The organism is Chitinophaga nivalis, assembly GCF_025989125.1.
In the GTDB taxonomy this organism is placed as follows: Bacteria; Bacteroidota; Bacteroidia; order Chitinophagales; family Chitinophagaceae; genus Chitinophaga; species Chitinophaga nivalis.
On sequence record NZ_JAPDNR010000001.1, the window covers coordinates 5,010,002 to 5,030,133 of the forward strand.

General features: G+C 49.0%; 15 protein-coding genes. 10 read left to right on the forward strand and 5 right to left on the reverse strand.

The genetic code is table 11. From position 1 onward, the window contains the following. Positions 1-5: 5 nt before the first annotated feature. Together OL444_RS20100 and OL444_RS20105 are read right to left on the reverse strand one after the other, a co-directional pair. A complete protein-coding gene (locus OL444_RS20100) occupies positions 6-641 on the reverse strand; it encodes a murein L,D-transpeptidase catalytic domain-containing protein (protein ID WP_264730255.1) in 636 nt (211 codons plus the stop codon). A gap of 60 nt (positions 642-701) precedes the next feature. Continuing rightward, on the reverse strand, positions 702-1,535 hold the full coding sequence (locus OL444_RS20105; RefSeq protein WP_264730253.1) for a serine O-acetyltransferase: 834 nt from the start codon (positions 1,533-1,535) through the stop codon (positions 702-704). A gap of 288 nt (positions 1,536-1,823) precedes the next feature. Here OL444_RS20105 and OL444_RS20110 point away from each other — a divergent pair, with 288 nt between their 5' ends. The 10 genes from OL444_RS20110 to OL444_RS20155 all read left to right on the forward strand — a co-directional run bounded on the left by OL444_RS20110 (position 1,824) and on the right by OL444_RS20155 (position 17,924). After that, a complete protein-coding gene (locus tag OL444_RS20110) occupies positions 1,824-3,776 on the forward strand; it encodes a cellulase family glycosylhydrolase (RefSeq protein ID WP_264730252.1) in 1,953 nt (650 codons plus the stop codon). Between the two features lie 619 nt (positions 3,777-4,395). After that, the gene (locus OL444_RS20115; RefSeq protein WP_264730251.1) at positions 4,396-7,407 is read left to right on the forward strand and encodes a SusC/RagA family TonB-linked outer membrane protein; all 3,012 of its coding nucleotides are present in this window, start codon (positions 4,396-4,398) and stop codon (positions 7,405-7,407) included. Positions 7,408-7,447: 40 nt separating this feature from the next. Next, positions 7,448-9,100, forward strand: a complete 1,653-nt coding sequence (locus OL444_RS20120; RefSeq protein WP_264730249.1) for a RagB/SusD family nutrient uptake outer membrane protein — start codon at positions 7,448-7,450, stop codon at positions 9,098-9,100. Between the two features lie 161 nt (positions 9,101-9,261). Then, positions 9,262-10,626 carry a DNA/RNA non-specific endonuclease gene (locus OL444_RS20125; protein WP_264730247.1) on the forward strand — a complete coding sequence of 455 codons (1,365 nt, stop codon included), beginning with the start codon at positions 9,262-9,264 and terminating at the stop codon, positions 10,624-10,626. A gap of 563 nt (positions 10,627-11,189) precedes the next feature. Then, complete coding sequence (locus OL444_RS20130; protein ID WP_264730245.1) at positions 11,190-11,384, forward strand: hypothetical protein; 195 nt, start codon at positions 11,190-11,192, stop codon at positions 11,382-11,384. Between the two features lie 333 nt (positions 11,385-11,717). Further along, positions 11,718-12,350 (forward strand): GNAT family N-acetyltransferase, encoded by a 633-nt coding sequence (locus OL444_RS20135; RefSeq protein WP_264730243.1) that lies wholly within the window; start codon positions 11,718-11,720, stop codon positions 12,348-12,350. A 112-nt stretch (positions 12,351-12,462) separates the two neighbouring features. Further along, positions 12,463-14,301, forward strand: a complete 1,839-nt coding sequence (locus tag OL444_RS20140) for an IucA/IucC family protein (RefSeq protein ID WP_264730242.1) — start codon at positions 12,463-12,465, stop codon at positions 14,299-14,301. A gap of 44 nt (positions 14,302-14,345) precedes the next feature. Next, the gene (locus tag OL444_RS20145; RefSeq protein ID WP_264730240.1) at positions 14,346-14,966 is read left to right on the forward strand and encodes a nitroreductase family protein; all 621 of its coding nucleotides are present in this window, start codon (positions 14,346-14,348) and stop codon (positions 14,964-14,966) included. Positions 14,967-15,019: 53 nt separating this feature from the next. After that, entirely contained in the window at positions 15,020-16,546 is a 1,527-nt protein-coding gene (locus OL444_RS20150) for a pyridoxal phosphate-dependent decarboxylase family protein (protein WP_264730239.1), read from the forward strand. 25 nt (positions 16,547-16,571) lie between these two features. Then, positions 16,572-17,924 carry a lysine N(6)-hydroxylase/L-ornithine N(5)-oxygenase family protein gene (locus tag OL444_RS20155; protein WP_264730237.1) on the forward strand — a complete coding sequence of 451 codons (1,353 nt, stop codon included), beginning with the start codon at positions 16,572-16,574 and terminating at the stop codon, positions 17,922-17,924. A gap of 85 nt (positions 17,925-18,009) precedes the next feature. On the opposite strand, the gene OL444_RS20160 is transcribed toward OL444_RS20155, so the two are convergent. Genes OL444_RS20160 through OL444_RS20170 form a run of 3 tightly spaced genes read right to left on the reverse strand, consistent with a single transcriptional unit; the run spans position 18,010 to position 20,128 of the window. Then, the gene (locus OL444_RS20160) at positions 18,010-18,831 is read right to left on the reverse strand and encodes a siderophore-interacting protein (RefSeq protein WP_264730235.1); all 822 of its coding nucleotides are present in this window, start codon (positions 18,829-18,831) and stop codon (positions 18,010-18,012) included. Positions 18,832-18,850: 19 nt separating this feature from the next. Continuing rightward, the gene (locus OL444_RS20165; protein ID WP_264730234.1) at positions 18,851-19,429 is read right to left on the reverse strand and encodes a Crp/Fnr family transcriptional regulator; all 579 of its coding nucleotides are present in this window, start codon (positions 19,427-19,429) and stop codon (positions 18,851-18,853) included. 27 nt (positions 19,430-19,456) lie between these two features. Next, complete coding sequence (locus OL444_RS20170) at positions 19,457-20,128, reverse strand: SIP domain-containing protein (protein WP_264730232.1); 672 nt, start codon at positions 20,126-20,128, stop codon at positions 19,457-19,459. Between the last annotated feature and the right edge of the window lie 4 nt (positions 20,129-20,132).

The window sequence follows — 20,132 nt, forward strand, 5'->3', positions numbered from 1 at the left end:
ATCCCTTAATGATATATCCACAACAGTACCGGCTTACCGGGTTTGTCCAGGTAAGTCTGTACGGTTTCAAAGTAAGCGGGGTTTAAAGTAGGGCAGCCATCGCTGCGGCATAGTCCTTGTAATTGCGCTTCCTCGGGTACGCAGGCATGGCCGTGCAATACCACAAACCGTTCAAAGGCACGGCTGTTGCTACTGTCCAGCCCATATAACTTATAGGCCGTACCGAAACGACCATTGTATTTGCCGCCAATCCGGTAGCGCCCCAGCGAAGAACAGCGGCTGCCATTTACGTTGGAGAAAACGGGTTTTTCCACCCGGTAATCCGGTCCCTGGCCGTGGCATACCAGGCCCTTACTCAGGATCCGCCGCCTGCGCAGATCATAACATACAAAACGGGGATTGCCCGAAAAAACGCGGAAATCAATCAGCAAAGCATATTGCGTGTTGTAACCATGTGCGGCCGCATACTGTTGCAGCTGTGCGGCTTTTTTATGTACCCGTTGCGGGTCCAGTACAGCATAACCAGCTTCCCGTTGCGGTATTGCCGGCGTCTTTTTGTTTTCTTCACAAGCAGATAAAAACAGGCCTACCGGCAACAACCCTACGAAAAACAGGTAACGGCATCTTTCTAAAAATGTCATATTCCTATAGATACAGAAAAATATATTTTCCATATCCGGTCAATATATTTTTAAGGATGATCAGGTGCCGGTGGGCAGGTCTTCATTCCTGTTTTCGGATTTAATCAGGATACGGAGCTGGTGGGTATTAAATACCTGGGAATACGGCTGGATACTTTTGGTCACAAACACACTGCCCCCAATGATACTGTTTCTGCCGATCACGGTTTCGCCTCCCAGTATCGTACTTCTGGCATAAATAATTACATTGTCTTCTACCGTAGGATGCCGCTTGGAAGTAGATAATTCCTTGGCTACCTGTAAAGCCCCCAGGGTTACCCCCTGATAAATCACCACATTGGCGCCGATGACACTGGTAGCCCCAATGACAATACCCGTACCATGGTCAATGACAAAAGGGACGCCGATAGAGGCTTCCGGATGAATATCAATACCTGTTTTACCATGGGCGAATTCGCTGATGATGCGGGGCAGTACCGGTACCTGCAACTGTGATAAGCGGTTGGCAATACGATATACGGTGATGGCATAAAATCCCGGGTAGGATACAATCACTTCGTTGACACTCGTAGCGGCCGGGTCGTAGGCATGAATCGTAGCAGCGTCCTGCCGGAGATGCTGGTAAATGGTACCGAGCGAATCATAAAAGGCAGCCACAATTGCTTCGATATTAATTTCCCGGGGATCGAGGTAGGTCAGCAACATGTTTTCCAGATCGATCTGATTTTTTTTAAGCACCCCTTCATAGGAAGTATATTTAGGGAGATGATTACCGGGAAAAAGAAACTGTACCAAATCGTTCAGCCACGAGATGGCATCCTGTGATGTGGGGGTCGCCTCCCATTCTGCCTGATGGGTTTTACGCAAAAGATTTACCAGGGCTTGGGTATCCATGTTTTCAATTATTGATGATCAGATCATTATTTAAGATGATGGCTTACAGCGAAGCTGTATTGCACCAGTGTACAGGGTTCCTGCGCTACCGACGGTAAGATATGAATAATCTACTAAATTAGTAGGATAATATTTTACCTGGCTGACCCTTACCGGCAAGCATTCGCTCCATCTCTCTGCCAGACAGCTTTTAGCCCTATGATGTAGTATTGAAGTAGTGGAAAAAAAGGCGGATATACGGTAGCGCTTTACCTTAACGGCTTCATTGTTTCATCTAAAAATTCCACTATGCAGATCCACGTTTTCCGCCATGTCCTATGGTTATTTGTTGTTATGACCCTGTTTACAACGCCCGCCTATTCCCAGTTGTCCCGTTTGCAGGCCAACGGCACCCGAATGGTCAATGAAGCCGGCCAGGAAGTGATCCTGAAAGGGGTTGGCCTCGGGGGCTGGCTACTACAGGAAGGGTATATGATTAAACCATCCTTTACCGGTGGCGGCACCCAATGGTCCATTAAAAAACGGCTGTATGACCAGGGGCAGTCTGACGCAGCGGTAGAAAATTTCTACCAGCAGTGGCGCAACAACTTTATTACCCGGGCAGACATCGATTACATGGCTTCCCTTGGTTTTAACTGTGTGCGTATTCCACTACATTATGAATTGTTTCTCACCAACGCACAACGGGCTGTTCGTAACGGCGTAGCCCGCAACAGCAATACCTACAGCAGTTATGTCAGTTCGCTGGGCACCTGGTACAATAACAACCAGCTGTTCAATGATGCCAGCCTGGAAGGCTTCCGGCTGATCGACAGCCTGCTGGCCTGGAGCACTGCCCGGAACATCTATGTGGTACTGGACCTGCATGCTGCCCCCGGCGCACAGGGTACAGACGCCAATATTGCCGACGCCCTGAAAGGCAATGACCTCTGGAATACACCCATCTACCAGGATATTACCGTACGCCTGTGGCAACGGTTGTCTGCCCGCTACCATCAGCAAAATGCCATTGCTTTTTATGACCTCATCAACGAACCTAATAATGTACCCGACAACCGGTGGATACATGCCCTGTACGAACGGCTCATCAATGCCATCCGGGCGCAGGGCGACAACCACCTGCTGATGATAGAAGGCAATGGCTGGGGTAACCAGTACGACTATATGGAACCATTTACTTTCAGCAACCGCAGCAACCTGGTGTACAATGCCCATCGTTACTGGATTACCAACTCTCCCACCACTACCGACCCCAATCCCAACCAGATCAACCTGATTGCCAACCTGGTTAACTTCCGGCAAACGCATAACGTACCGGTATGGGTAGGAGAAACCGGGGAAAACAACAACACCTGGCTCAGTGAAAATATCAGCGCGTTGAATGCCAAAGGTATCGGCTGGTGCCACTGGACCTACAAACGTTTTGATGCCGGAGAAAATGCCGCCCTCCGCCGGATACCACCGCCCTATCTGATGGACGGCGCCGGCAATATGAATGCAGTTTTACAAAATATCCGTTTTGAAAATACCGTTGCCAACGACGGTACCGTAGCCGCAGTGGCGCCGGGGCCGCCCGCTTCTCCTGCCCCCATAGGCGCTACCATTACCCTGCGGGGATTCAATCAGGCATACGTCAGCAGTGAAAACGGGACCACCCCTATGAACTGCAACCGCACCACCGCCGGTGGATGGGAACAGTTTGTAGTAACAGCTGCCGGCAACGGCAAAATTGCCCTGCGCAGCCAGGGGAAATATGTATCTTCTGAAAACGGGACCCAGGCTATTACGTGTAACCGTACCAGTATCCAGGACTGGGAAAAATTTGACTGGATTGTAAATGCCGACGGGAAGATTTCCCTGCGGGGGAATAACGGCCGTTATATTTCCAGTGAAAACGGTACGCAGCCGATGACCTGTAACCGTACCGCCATCAGCGGCTGGGAAGCATTTACGGTAACCATACTGGCTGCCGCCACGCAGGCTGAGATACCCATCAGTGATGCAGTGCTATTTCCCAACCCTGCCGTACCGGGCAGCATCGTTCAGGTACAGCTATCTACCTTCGATGCCCATTTTCCGGTACGCGTGACGGTAACGGATATCCGTAAAAATGTACGGATAGACCGGCAATACAACAGCAGCCGGATTACCTTCTCCACCGATAACCTGTCTGCCGGGTACTACATGGTATTGATTACCAATGGTACAACCCGTCTCGTAAAAAAACTACTCATTCCTTAATTTTCTTTGCACTTTTCAGTAACTTCCGGTAAGCATATTTCCCTGATATGAAAAGCGATATCCTGCTCCCGTACGTTGCCTGCTTTCCACCATCTTCCCCGATGCGGGATACGCAGACAGCGCGTTTTCCCGGCAAATACGGTCAGCGATATACAGGCATACTACTAACACCTATACTGCGTTCAGAGCAGGCAAGGCAACTGTAGCGGCAGTTACAACCGGTATATGGTCATCCCATTGCAATACACAGTAGTCCCGGCAACGCCGGGCTGCTGTTCTTTTATTACAGGATTTTATTTTCGTATATCCATATATGTTATAACATCCTTCGGAGATGCTTTTTTCATGCACTACCTGCATCACTTTTTTTGATAATAATCTGGTAACCTTGCAGGCTATAAAATACACCTCCTTATTTTTAGATTTGCCGGCACGTAAAAACCACTGGTCATCCGCGCAATGACCGGCCAACATATTGCACAGCCATATGCCCTTGTATGATATCATATACAGGAGGCCACTGTTTTACCACACTGCACAGCTGATCATTTCCGGGTACACTTCCGGCCAATAGCTTATTCGCATATCATCAACACTAGCAAATCTAAAAAAACAGTCTATGTACAAGATCTATCTCAGTCGTTACCTGTTGCGGTTTTTCATGCACCCGCGGCTGTCTGCTCTTTGTCTGTTCACCCCTGCGCTACTCCAGACATCCTTTGTGCTGGCACAGGAAAAATACAGTGTGCAGGGCAAGATAACAGATGAGAAAAACGCCCCGCTCACCGGTGTAAGTGTATCGGAAGCCGGCACCCGCAATGGCGTAGTAACCAATGTGGATGGCTTCTTCCGCCTGCCGGTAACCAGTAAAAACAGTACCCTCCACATTTCTTTCATCGGGTATGAAAACAAAGACGTTGCCATCACCGGTGACGGACCACTACAAATCATGCTGGTACCACGGCTGAAACAACTGAACGACGTAGTGATTACCGGCTACGGCAAAACCAGCAAGAAAAATGTCATCGGCGCCATCAGCTCTGTGAACGCAGGAGAATTCAACCAGGGCGTCATCGGCAATCCGGCCATGCTGCTGCAAGGTAAAGTACCCGGGCTGACCGTTACCAAAAGCGGGAATCCTAACCAAACGCCCACGGTTATACTAAGAGGGCCATCCACGTTGCGCAACGGCGCCCAGGAACCATTTTACGTAATTGATGGCGTACCCGGTGCGCCTATTGACATCGTCCCTCCGGATGATATTGCCTCCATCGATGTATTGAAAGATGGCGCCTCTACCGCTATCTATGGTGCCCGTGCAGCCAACGGTGTTATTATGGTCACCACCCGCCGGCCTAAGAACGACCAGATGAAGCTATCCTACAACGCCTACATCGGCGTAGAACAGGTGGCCAAACGCCTGCAGGTACTAACCGGCGATGAACTCCGCCAATACCTTGCAGACAACGGACAGGTACTGGCACCCGCCAACAATGACCTCGACCCCGTTACCCAACAACCCGTGAATACAGACTGGCAAAAAGAAGTACAGCGCACGGCCGTTTCCCAGAACCACCACCTTTCGCTGATGGGTAACGCCAAAGCCACTACGTACGGTTTAAGTGTGAACTACCTCAGCAACCCCGGTATCATCAAAGGCTCAGACCTGAACCGGCTGGGTATCCGCGCCAACATTGGCCAGCGGGCTTTTAACGACCGGTTACGGCTGGACTTCTCCGTATTCAACACCATTACGAACCAGCAAAACTCACCGGATGCAGTACTCTCCAATATGTTGAATTACCTGCCTACGGTGTCTGTCAAACGGCCGGATGGCAGCTTTACCGAAGACTATGCCGGCAATGTACGCGGCAGCAATAATCCCGTGGCGCTGATTGAAAACAACCAGGATAAAACCAAAACATCCCGGTTGCTGGCCAACGGCCTGGCGGAAGTAACTATCCTGCCCGGTCTTACTTACACCGCCAGCCTGTCGACACAGCGGGACCAGTTTACGCGCAACATTTACTACAACAGTTTATCTGTACTCGCCAAAGGCAACAACGGGAAAGCTTCGCGTACCGCCTGGATCAATACCCGTAATCTCATTGAGTCCTATTTCAACTACGATCTCACCACCGGTAAACATCAGTTTAAATTACTGGCGGGTTACTCCTGGCAGGAAGACCAGAACGGAGATGGATTTGGCGTTACCACACAAGGATTTGGCAGTGATGCACTTTCCTACAACAACCTCGGACTGAGCAATCCGCCGCCAGGCACGATTGTATTCGATAACTCCACTTCCACCACGTTGACGACACTTCGTCTTATTTCCTACTATGCCCGGTTGAATTATCAGTATGCCGACAAATATTACTTCCAGGCATCCCTGCGTAATGATGGTTCTTCTGCATTTGGTAAAAATTCCCGCTGGGGTTATTTCCCGGCCGTCTCTGCGGGCTGGCGTATCAGTCAGGAAGCCTTTATGAAGCAGCTCCGTTTCCTGGAAGATCTCAAGCTGCGGGTAAGTTATGGCGTATCCGGCAATTCGCTTGGCTTCGATCCGCTGGCAGCACAACTGCAATACAGCACGGTAGGCCGCTACTATGACAACGGACAACTGATCAATGCGATTGCACCGGTACAAAATGCCAACCCCGATCTTAAATGGGAACGTACCGGGATGTTCAATGCCGGTATCGACTTTGTGTTGTTCCACGGGCGGTTGAGTGGCGCTATTGATTACTACAACAAACAAACGGATGACCTCATCTGGAACTATCCGGTATCCACTACGCAGTATATTGCCACCACCCTGCTAACCAACGTAGGCAAGGTAAGCAACAAGGGTATAGAAGTGATCCTGAATGCCACCCCGGTGAGTACGAAAGATTTTTCCTGGAGAACCACGATCAACGTATCGCACAATACCAACAGTATCAGTTCTCTCTCCAGCGGACAGTTTACCTTAAAGGATATACCCGTAGCCATATTAGGTGGTAAAGGACAATCCGGTAACTGGAGCCAGAAAGTAACCGAAGGCCAGCCCATTGGTACTTTCACCTTGTTTCATTACCTGGGTAAAGACAAAGATGGTATCTCCACCTATCAGAAAGCCGATGGCAGCGTAACCACTTCTCCCACAACCGCCGACCTGCTGACGGCCGGCAACGCACAGCCTAAGATCACCTATGGCTGGAGCAATACTTTCACCTGGAAAGCCTTTGATCTCACACTGTTTATCCGTGGCGTATCGGGCAATAAAATACTCAACGCCACCCTCGCCGGCCTGAACACGCCTACCGATGCCAAGATGACGAATGTGGCCCGGTATACCCTGCAGGAGTCTTACAATGATAAAAACTCCTTCCTGGTATCCGACCGGTTCCTGGAAAACGGCGCTTACCTCCGGATGGAAAATCTGACGCTGGGTTATACCATCAAAACCCGTAGTCCGCATATCAGCAAACTACGGGTGTATGCCAACGTCAATAATGTATTTACCATCACGCAGTATACCGGTATAGATCCGGAAGTGGACCTGGGCGGCCTTACCCCCGGTATTGATGTCAGAAATTATTACCCTAAAACCCGGTCTTTCATCGTAGGTATCAACACTACTTTCTGATACCGGTTTTTTATTATTCCACTACACATAACTAACGACCATGGCACTACGTAATCAACGCTTATATATATGCATGCTCATCCTGGTGGCTTTGTCTGCCTGCCGTAAACTGGATGTGGATGTGGCCTCCCGGTATACGCCTTCCAACTTCCCTACCAACGGCGCTTCCTATGCAGCAGCCGTAGGTGCAGTATATTCCCAGCTGGCCAACAGTAAATCCGGCGACCCTACCTATTTCATGAATGGTACCGGTTTCAGTTACGGCGTCGACTACTGGATGCTGCAGGAGCTGTCTACCGATGAGGCCTTCATTCCGGCCCGCGATGGTAACTGGGATGACGGAGGTAAATACCGTTTCCTACACCTGCATACCTGGTCTTCCAGCCTGCCTTTTGTCATCAGCACCTGGCAGTGGGGATTTGGGGGTATCAACATCGCCAACAATGCCATTAACCTGGTGAACGCGGCTCCCGGCAACAGCCAGCAGGCCACTTACCTGGCAGAACTGCGCACCATGCGTTCCCTGTTTTACTTTTTCATGATGGACCTCTATGGCAATGTACCCATCATCGATACCTTTCCGGTGACCACCCTGCCTGCCACGCAGCCGCGCGCAGCAGTATTCGCCTTTATAGAAAATACCCTGAAAAAAGCGCTGCCTGATTTACCGGTTGCCGTCAACGGCAGCACCTATGGCCGGGCCACTAAATGGATGGCCTATGCGCTGCTGGAAAAAATGTATCTCAATGCCCAGTACTATACCGGTACGCCACGTTATACCGACGCCATTGCCATGGCAGACAGTATCCTCATCAACGCGCCGTATAGCCTGGATGCCGATTACATGGCTGTTTTCAAACCGGAGAACGGACCGCAGATACAGGAAACCATCTTCGCCATTCCCTATGATGCCAATCTGATTCCGGGGAATCATTTTACCCGGTTCGGATTACATCCCTTTTTAAAGGCCAGATTTGATCTCCCGGAGGCTTTCGGACCCAGTATAGCCCTGAGCACCATTCCCGACTTCTATGCCCGTTTTAACCTGCCTGGCGACGTACGTAACAATACCTGGCTGGCTGGTAAACAAACCAATAAAGATGGTTCCGTCATGAAAGTACGTACCAGCACCAAAACGCTGGACGCCACCTATACCGGGCCGGATACACCGATAGACTGGGAAGTGGTAATCACACCGGAGCTGCCGCTGAAAAAAGGCGGAGAAGGCAAACTGGATGTAGGCAATGATTTGCTGGCACAGCTAAAAGGCGCCCGTTCCATTAAATTCTATCCGGATAAAAATATCAATACCGCTACCCGCTTTCAGAACAACGACATCCCCGTATTCCGCCTGGCTGATGTATTGCTGATGAAAGCAGAAGCGATTTTGCGCGGTGGTGCACCCACTACTGTGAAGGGCGAACTACAGACAGCGGATGTACTGGTGAATAAAATCCGGAACCGTGCCCATACCTCACTGGTCAGTGATATTACCCTGAATGAATTACTCGACGAGCGTGCCCGGGAAATGGCCTGGGAAGGCTGGAGAAGGAATGACCTGATTCGCTTCGGTAAATTTGAAGACAAGTGGGGTTTCAAAGAAAAAAATAACGAAACATTCCGTCGGATTTTCCCCATCCCGGCGATAGAGTTATCACTGAATCCCCGGCTGATTCCGAATCCGGGATACTGATTTTTCATGCAGCAACTGCTGTTATGCTCCACTGGATAATATTATCCGGTGGAGTATTTTTTTCAACCAACAGGGTTATATGAAGTTATCATTAAATTGTTTTTCAAAGTTATGTTGGCAAGACAGGAGTTAATAATTTGCCCTTAATCAAAACCTCAATAATGAAACCCATCAAACTTTTGTTTGTTCTCACAACGATCATTGTATTTGCATCATGCCGCAAAGAATCATTGGTGACACCCGCCAGCACAGTTAACCAGGCATCAGACAAAAAAGCAACTACAGAGAGCACAACTACGTTATCAGAATCATTTGAAAGTGGTACCAAAGCTGCCTATGCAGTGGGTAGTGTAACCCTTTCCTCCGGCAGCTGGAGTTTAGACGAAGCACTGATCGGCAATACCAGTGCAGACGTAAAGAACGGCGCCAAATCTGTAAGAACACGCAACAATGGTCAACTGACCATGAATTTCGACGCTACCGGCGGTGCGGAAACCATCACGATCCAGCACGCGGTGTATGGCAATGACGGCAGCAGTACCTGGCAGCTCTGGATTTCTACCGACGGCGGTTCCAGCTACACCCAGGCAGGCAACACCGTTACTTCTTCCACCTCCACTTTGCAGGCGGCTACGTTCACCGTGAATGTAACCGGCAGCTATCGCCTGTCTATCCGCAAGGTAAGCGGCGGCAGCAACCGTATCAACTTCGATGACATTCAGGTAGTAACCGGCGGTGGCACCAATCCGGGAGGTCCGGGTACCGGTGGTACCACCGGTGATGACAGCCACCTGTTGCTGGGTAACCCTACCGGTGCACAGGCCAGCGTTGTGCTGACCCAGAACTATCTGCGTAATGCCACTTATTACATTTCTTCCTACAACAGCGTAAGAGGTACACCTAACTGGGTAAGCTGGCACATTGCATCCGGCGACCTGGGTTCCGCTCCCCGTCAGGATGACTTCCGTGCAGATGCCGCGTTGCCTTCCTCCTGGTATCAGGTAGGTAGCTCCAGCTATTCCAGCAGTGGTTTCGACCGTGGACACAACTGTCCTTCTGCTGACCGCACTTCTACCGTAGCAGCCAACAGCAGTACCTTCCTCATGTCTAACATGATTCCTCAGGCGCCGCAGAACAATCAGCAAACCTGGAACAACATGGAACAGTACATTCGTTCGCTCGTTACTGCCGGCAATGAAGTATATGTGATCATGGGTAGCTATGGTACCGGTGGTAATGGTAGTAAAGGTAATGCCAACACGATCGACGGTGGCCGTGTAACCGTACCTTCCAACGTATGGAAAGTAGTAGTGGTGATTCCGAATGGTTCCAACGACCTGTCCAGAATCAATGCCGCTACCCGCGTTATTGCGGTAAATACGCCTAACATCAACACTATCGGCACCGACTGGAAAAGCTACAGAACTTCTGTAGACGCCATTGAGTCTGCCGCAGGTGTAGACCTGTTATCTGCTTTACCCGCCAACATCCAGTCAGCGTTGGAATCTAAAGTAGATAATCTGTAGGCAAATCGTATCAACATGATTTACAGAGGCTGACCAAAGTGTAGTAATTATTGTGCAGTCTTTATTATGATATCATCAGAAAGCGTTAAAAATATCTTAGGATCATTTCCGGCGCTTTCTGATGATATACCTCAAACCTACAGCGATCTCCCACGCACCCTTCCATTTCCTTTCTCCACTACTATTTTAATTGATTGGCTGTCTGGTATCTCCGCATTTCATGTCATCGGGATAACAGCTATCATTGCAGTATAATCGCACAGTGCCTTCCTATCTTAGAAATAAATTTACCACCGGGAAAAACGTACTTTCCTTTGCACCTGTTGCTGGTGCTTCTCTGAAAGCGATCAAAGGTGGTAAATCCGATGTTAAAGCCGACACCTGTACTGTTTGTTTATTCCGGCACATTTCATCCCGTTAGCTGTAATGAGGTTGTCTATCATTCCGGCAACAGGAACTGTTTCTTTTACCACGTATAGCGGCAGGTTATTTTCATCCTGTAATAGATAAATACCACCCGCACCTGTATGGCCATATTATGTTCATCTTAAACTCAGATATCCATGAAACATCTTCAATTCAAACCTGTATCCCGGACAGCATTAAAACAAATTAAAGGAGGCGGTAACGCCGCAGCCAGTGAAGCCTGTACGGGCAGCCTTTGCCGGCCATTTGGTTCCGTGTGCGCACCCGGATGTATCTGTGCGTATACCTTTCCGTTAAGTCCTTTTGGCACCTGCCGCAGTAAGGCATTCTAAACTGTGTGGCCGCCCCAAAAGAAATCAACCTTTTTGGGGCGGCCTCTATTAAAACAACCAGGGTGCAACTATATCGCACACCTGATATACCACCGCAGCCGGCATTAATAACAGTAATACATCTCACCTGATAAGTCACCGCAGTCATGTTATTACCACTTTATCTTCCAGTCTGTCTTTCTTTACTATCAGCGCGCATGGCAACCTCCTAAGCGTCTTTCCAACTTTGCTGTTCCCCATCATTTTCCCGATTAGGAAAATCAAATTCCTTATTCGATCATCCCACTGCAGACAATACAGATAGTTTTACAGTACAATAACCCGAACCCAAAGATGCCACATGATTTTTTAACCCACAGTCATGTACTTCCATCCTTACTTAACCCGGAAGCACATGCATTTTTCAAAAAGGAAATTCCTGCACTGGGCACTTTCGTGATGCAACCGCTGCAATGCCCGGCAGATATTCCCGTGATTCACCACTGGCTAAACCAGGACTATGCCGCCTTCTGGCAGTTACAACAAACATCAGCGGAAACCATCAATAATATTTACACAGAGATGATCGGGTCATCCCATACCCATCCTTATCTCGGCCGGCTGCATGATCAACCTGCTTTTCTGGTAGAATTTTATGATGCCAGCAAAGACCGTATCGGTGAGTACTACGATGTACAACCCGGTGACTTTGGTTTCCATATTCTGATGAGTCCTCCGGTACAGCCTATTAAAAATTTCACCTGGCATGTATTCACCATGATTATAGAAGTGCTGTTCAGCTACCCGACAGTGAAACGGTTGATTGTGGAACCGGATACCCGCAACGAAAAAATCCATGTCCTGAATAAACGGGCCGGATTTGTCTATCAACATGAAATAAAATTACCTGAGAAAACCGCCCATCTGGCTTTTCTGACACGTGAAGCATATCAGCACGCATTAGCCGCCGCTTCGTTTGTCAGTTAACCCTGTTTACCTCCTCATACCTGCTTATTCTCCGGCCTTTACCTAAAGGGCGGCAGCTGTTTTTTTGCCTTATTACACACACTTATATTATACATTTAACACTTAGTTATCCATGAACAATTCCGTTACCATTACGCCCGAACAGGCCATCGCCCATCTACAGCCCGAAGTATGGCTTAAAGTCAATACTTTGCACATACGCAAAGCGCTCACGGAACTTTCACATGAACTGTTGCTCACCCCGCTGCGACAATACACCAAAGACGGATGGGGACATTATGAGCTACCTGCCGACAAACCCGGCGTAGTGTATCGTTTCCGCGCACAGATACTCCAGCTGGATCACTGGTATATCGACACCACCTCTATCGAAAAACTGATAGACCAGGTACCTGCTCCTTTGGACTCCTTACAATTCATTGCGGAATTCACCCAAACACTGGGTATCGATGAAGACACCCTGCCCAAATACATGGAAGAGATCTGCAGTGTTTTATACGGCAGCGCCTACATGCATACCAAACCAGGATTTACTTCCGAAGAACTGGTACATGCAGATTACCAACAGGTAGAACATGCCATGATGGAAGGACATCCTGCCTTTATTGCCAACAACGGCCGTATTGGTTTTGATGCCACGGATTACCGCGCCTATGCACCGGAAGCAGATGCGCCGGTACACCTGCTGTGGATTGCCGGTCATCAAAGCAGGGCTGCCTACACCGGTATCACCGCCCTCCCTTACCAGCAATTGCTGCAACAGGAATTGGGCGATGCCGTGCTGGCTTCCTTCAATCAAAAAATCACCGATCTCGGTCTGAACCCTGCAGACTATGTATATCTTCCCGTACATCCGTGGCAGTGGTACAATAAACTGGTACATATCTTCGGCGCGGATATCGCCAATCGCCAGCTGATTTTCCTGGGTACTTCCGAAGATGCCTATCTGGCCCAGCAATCTATTCGTACGTTTTTCAACATCAGTCATCCGGAGAAGTTTTATGTAAAAACCGCACTCTCTATTCTGAACATGGGATTCATGCGAGGCCTGTCTCCTTACTACATGCGTACTACGCCCGCCATTACCGAATGGATTTCACAGGAGCTGGGAGAAGACGCCTACCTGCAGGAAAAAGGGTTCTCCTTACTGGCAGAAGTAGCCACCGTAGGTTATCGTCATCTCTATTATGAAATGGCGCAGCAGAAAGATAGTCCCTACAAAAAAATGCTGGCTGCACTCTGGCGCGAAAGCCCGGTAGCACGGCTGCAGCCCGGACAACAGCTGATGACCATGGCCTCCCTGCTGCACATCGACCGGGAAGGAAAAGCCTTGTTACCTGCGCTGATAAAGGCCAGCGGGACGGATGCCACTACCTGGCTAAGGTCTTACATCGATGCTTACCTGAGCCCCATCCTCCATTGTTTTTACTACCACGACATCGTATTTATGCCGCATGGTGAAAACCTGATCCTCATCCTGGAAAACAGTACGCCGGTAAAGGCGATCATGAAAGACATCACAGAAGAAATAGGTGTCTTATCCAAAGAAAAAGTATTACCGGCAGTGATGGAACGTTTATCTGTAGTAGTACCGGACGAATACAAACTCATCTACATCTTCACAGATATATTCGATGATTTCTTCCGCTATGTAGCACATATCCTCGTTGAACATGCCGGTTATCCGGAAGACAATTTCTGGGAGCTGGTAGCCGCTTGTATACTGGCTTATCAGGAACGTTATCCGGAGCTGGCAGAAAAATTTGAACGGCATGATTTGTTTGCGCCGGAGTTTCATCGTTGCTGCCTGAACAGGTTGCAGCTGCGTCACCACCAGCAGATGATCAACTTGTCTGATCCGATTGGCAACCTGCAGTTTGCCGGTATGTTGAAAAATCCGATTGCTGTTTATAAAACAAAATTAGCCGGCGCAGTGCCGTTGGAAGCCTGATAGCTTCCCGGCCTTTCATTCAGCCACTCAGAAAAAATACCCGCATGGACAAATTTGATCTTACTACGGATCATACCGGGATTGGTATGTCCGGAGCAGCCATCACCCGTATCATCCGGCAACGCAGAACAACGTTTGCTGATAGTTTTATAAAGCAAGAGATCCCCCGGGAACTGCTGGAAGAAATTCTGACCAATGGTACCTGGGCGCCCACCCATAAAATGACAGAACCCTGGCGCTTTGTGGTATTACAAGGCCAGCAACTTCCTTTATTCGGGCAGTACATGGCCGATTATTATAAAACAACGCTGCCACCGGAAAAATTTCCACCGGCGCAATATCAGCAAACCTTGCACTATCCGGATAATGCGGCCTGCATGATTGCGATCCTACTCCATCGCAGCCGTACCGTTCAAATACCTGAATGGGAAGAACTATCCGCCGTAGCCGCAGCCGTGCAGAACATGTGGCTGACCTGTACCGCCCACCAGCTGGGCGCTTACTGGGATAGCTGCGCTGCCTGCATCACCTATGGCAACCAGTTAAAAACGGCAGAACAGGAACAATGTCTGGGTTTTCTGTATATCGGTTATTATGACCAGCAGCAACTCCCACCCCAAAAACGAAGAGCCCCGATTGAAAAAAAAGTAACCTGGCTCGATTAAACCAGGTTACCACCAACAGATACATTACATCATATCACACTAATAGCCTGCTTATGCAACTCCATATATCACAGCCAACGCCCGTTACGGCGCCCTACAAGGATATCTTCCGGGAAGAAACTACCGGAGAATACTTATCCGCCATTCAACTGGCCAGCGAATCTGTTGCCCGTTTTCTGGGCAATAATAAAAAACCGTTCAGTGGCGTCACGCCTGCTGACCTGAAGCCCTTTTTCAGTACTGTAGATCTCAACACGCCGCTGGCCGATTACCAAAGCCTGTTGCAGGAAGTAGAAACCATCTATTCAGATCATGCCATTGCTTTTCACTTACCCCAATATATTGCGCATCTCAACTGTCCGGTAGTGATTCCGGCCATCGCAGCGGAAGTACTGATCTCTGCGATCAACTCTTCCCTGGATACCTGGGACCAGAGTGCCGGCGGTACCCTGATAGAACAAAAGCTGATTGAATGGACCTGCCGGGAGATTGGCTTCGGCCCTGATGCCGACGGGATATTTACCAGCGGTGGTACACAAAGCAACCTGATGGCTTTATTACTGGCCAGGGATCATTATGCGGTACATCATCTCCACCACAATATCAAAAAAGACGGACTACCGGCGGAGGCTACACGCTTCCGGATATTCACTTCTGAAATCAGTCATTTCAGCATCCAGAAAAATGCGTCGTTGCTGGGACTTGGCGAACAGGCCGTGGTGAAAGTACGATCGGATCAGTTCCGGATGGACATGCATGCACTCGAAGATGCCATCCGGCTGGAGCTGCAGAAAGGCAATATTCCGATTGCCATTGTGGCCACTGCCGGTAATACAGACTTCGGTAATATTGATTCCCTGGAAACAGCAGGCAGACTGGCCGCTCAATACAAGCTATGGTTTCATGTAGATGCCGCTTATGGCTGCGGCTTACTGTTATCGAATCAGTACCGTCATTTACTCAATGGCATAGAGCTGGCGGATTCAGTCACAACAGATTACCATAAATCCTTTTTCCAGCCGGTAAGCAGCAGTAGTTTCCTGGTGAAAAACAAAGCCACCCTGGGCCTGTTGAAATACCATGCAGATTACCTGAACCCCAAGGAACAGGAAGAAGACGGTTTGCCTAATCAGGTGAGTAAGTCGCTGCAAACCACCCGGCGCTTCGACGCGCTGAAACTATGGTTTACCATGCGGCTCATGGGCAAACAACAATTAGGAGAATACTTTGACACCCTGATCAACACCACCGCTGCAGTAGCTACTATCCTGGAGGAAGATCCTGATTTCGAACTGCTGAATTATTCCGATATCAGTGCATTGGTATTCCGGTACAATCCGGAGAGCAATTTCCAAACCAGCGCCTGTTCTATGAACCAGCATATCCGCAAAGCAATGCTGGAACAAGGAGAAGCGCTCGTAGCAGGTACCAAGGTGCAAGGCGCTTATTATCTGAAATTCACCATTCTGAATCCGCTGACCACCACCGACCATGTGCTGGGTGTGATGGACATCATCCGGCAGCATGGCGAAGCCTGGCTGCAGACGCAGCCGGTAGTATTGGAAAACGCCTGCGATTAATCATTCACGTTATTATTACTTACAAATGAAAACACCCAACGTATATCACGTCATCGGTATTGGTATCGGTCCTTTTAATCTGGGTCTGGCAGCACTGCTGGAGCCGGTGAAAGAGCTATCCGCCCTGTTCTTTGATCAGGCGCCGCAGTTTAACTGGCACCCTGGCTTAATGTTCAGCAATGCCACCCTGCAGGTACCTTTCATGGCAGATCTGGTAACCATGGCCGATCCTACCAGTCCTTACAGCTTTCTGCAATTTCTGAAAGCGACGGGCAGAATCTATAAATTTTATATCCGGGAAGATTTTTTTATCCTGAGAAAAGAATACAATGTATACTGCCAGTGGGTGGCCGCACAACTGGCCAGCTGCCGCTTTTCGCATCAGGTAACAGCTATCGCCTATGAAGCGGATACCCAATTGTATGCCGTTACGGTTACCAACCTGCGCTCCCAGGAAACAGCTGTGTATCATGCAGCGAAGCTGGTGCTGGGTACGGGCACACAACCACACCTGCCACCATTTGCCCAGAAAGGTGCATTCCCGCAGGTGATTCATGGCGGCGATTATCTGCATCATAAGTCCACTATCCTGCAACAATCTTCCGTGACCGTGATCGGTTCCGGACAAAGTGCGGCTGAAATTTTCAGCGACCTGCTACCTTATGCAGAAGATCAGCTGTCGCTCAACTGGTATACCCGCCCCGATCGTTTTTTCCCGATGGAATATTCCAAACTAACACTGGAACTGACCTCACCGGAATACGTAGATTACTTCTACAATATGCCGGCAGAAAAAAGGAGGGCCACTTTAGCCAAACAAAACCCGCTCTTTAAAGGCATCAACTATGACCTGATCAACAGTATTTTCGATACGCTGTATGAAATGAGTGTAGGCAACAAACCGTTGCAGGTGCAGTTACGGCCGGGTATACAGCTGGATCATATCAGCCGTGCCGGAGAAGATGCCGTGACCTTACATCTGACACATGTAGGGCAACAGCACGCCTTTACTGCCGATACCGGTTTTGTGATACTGGCTACCGGTTACAAATACAAGGAACCCGCTTTCCTCGGAGGTATTCAGGAACGCATTGCGCGGGATGAAAACGGGCAATATGATGTGAAGCGGAATTATACCATTGACAACAATGGTACCGACATATTTGTGCAGAATGCCGAGCTGCATACCCATGGATTTGTAACACCGGATCTGGGTATGGGTGCTTACAGGAATACCTGTATCATCAATGCGATTGCAGCAAGAGAGGTTTATCATGCAGAACAACAGATCGCTTTTCAGCAGTTTGAAGCGGACCTGGATGCGCCCTTGCAAAGTACTGCCGGCGCTGTACCAGTAGCTGCTGCCAGCTTATACTAACCACTAACCTAACAGACTGCCGGTCACCTGTATGGTGTACCGGCAGCTCCTGTTTTCGTATAATCGACCCCGTTATTATCTATATCTATTTCTCACGCTGGTACTCATCTTCACTTTCTCCGGCCTTCCAGTAAACGGTGGCATGTAATTCTTCCCTTTGTAACAACAATTCATTTTTGGCATACTGTTTCACGGCTTTCACCACTTCGGCTTCAGCGGACACCCATACATACCGGGTACTCACTGCAGCCGCAGGAAGCGGTGCAGACTGCAACGCCTGCAACAATAACCGGGACGCTTCGGGACGGGTACCATTACGATACAACCACCTGATTTGTACGGCAGACCGGGTAATTATTTCAAAGGTATCTGCAGGGGTATCTACTTCCAGATAAGCCATACCTGTGGCTGTAGCGGGCAGTGATTCGAGCATGGCGGCAATAGCGGGTATCGCGGTTTCATCTCCCCCCATAAAATACCAGTCAGCTTCCCGGAGTGTTTTGCCTGCTTTCATACCAATACCCAGCAGGTCACCGGGCTTGGCCAGCATGGCCCAGGCACAGGCAGCGCCGTTGTTATCATCATGCAGTGCAAATTCTATATCCAGCTCTTCTTTCCCGGGATCTATTTTCCGGAGTGTATAGGTACGCATGACCGGTTTTTGGGTCGGGTCGGGCCAGTTAGGCCGGCCGCTGCTGACATCCGGCAAGGCTATTTCAGCGCTCCCCGGCTGCGGAATAAATATTTTAATGTGATTACCAGGCCGGCAAAAATGTACGGCCTTTAATCCATAAGCTTTAAAAGTAAAACGACGCAGGTGTGGTGACACATCCTTTATCGCGGTCACAGCTGCATGGGCATAAAAATTCTGTGCAGCCTGTATGGTTGGTATATTTTCCTGATGCATGATTGTAATGTTTTTTGGTCTAACGTTTACTGAGTCTGCTTTTCAGCCGGCTCAGTGCTTCCTGGGAAATCCCCAGATAATTGGCCACCATTTTATTGGAAAGCCGTTGTACGATCTTCGGGCTTTCCATCAGCAAGCGCTGATAACGTTCGGTGGCATCCATCGTAATAAAACTCATTAACCGGTTGGTATTCATCACATAGGCCCTTTCCAGGTAATTCCGGTAAAACAGGTCCCATCCCGGTACTTCTTCCACCAATCTGTAAAAATCCTCTCTGGAGATCGTCAGTAAAGTAGATTTCTCCAATGCCTGCAGGTATTCCAGGGAAGGTTGCTCAGTGATAAAAGCCATCAGTGCGGAGGCGAAATTACCTTCAAAAGCCAGATAACGCGTTGCTTCCGATCCATCTGCCTGCAAAAAATAAATACGCAGGCAACCATTGATTACAAAGTACATATTCCTGGACTGCCCACCTTCTCCCAACAGGATTTCATCCTTTTGTGCCGTTACTGTTTTAAAACAGGCCAGCACCTTTTCCATTCCTTCCTCGCTGATGACAACTTTTCCTAAAATGTAGGCTCTAAGCAGGTGATACATAATTATAGCGCAATGTTTATCGTGAATCTATGATACAAAAGTCGCAACTTTTAATTGCTTTTCCGTAAAATGCCATTCCTCTTTGAAAAACCGGATGAACTCCTGATTGATCAGCTCATCCCCGGCAAGATATACGATGCTGCCGGGGATTGCTTTTGTAAAATTCAGTTTGAAACAATCTACCACCTTTCCGGCAGAATAAGGATATACTACTTCGTAGTTAAACGGATAACTCCTGTCTACATCCGGAAAAAACAAACCTGCCACTTCTGCATAGATGAGGCTGTGGCTGGGTTTGGAGAAAGGCAGTTCGCGGCTTAGTTCATACAGGAACGGGAGGGCGTTCACATCTCCGATCAGGTAGTACGCCGCCGCCTCTTCTTCCCACGCCCATACTTTTTCCGGATTCATAAAGTACACCGTATCTCCCGGAGAAAGGCGCCGGAGCCAGTCGAGTACCACCTCATCGTTCACAGTACTCACAGCTATATCCATCACCTGATGAATAGGTTCATAATTCCATAACGGATACTTCTTGAGCACTACGCCTGACTCGTGTGGATGTCCGATAAAAACAGGCAGTACATGTCCCGGGATCTGCTCTCCGGCCGGCGGCCAGAGCACAATAATTTTCAGATGCCAGGTATGCCCTGCAATCACTTTCACACTCAGCAGACGGGCTTCATTAATCTGTTGCATATAC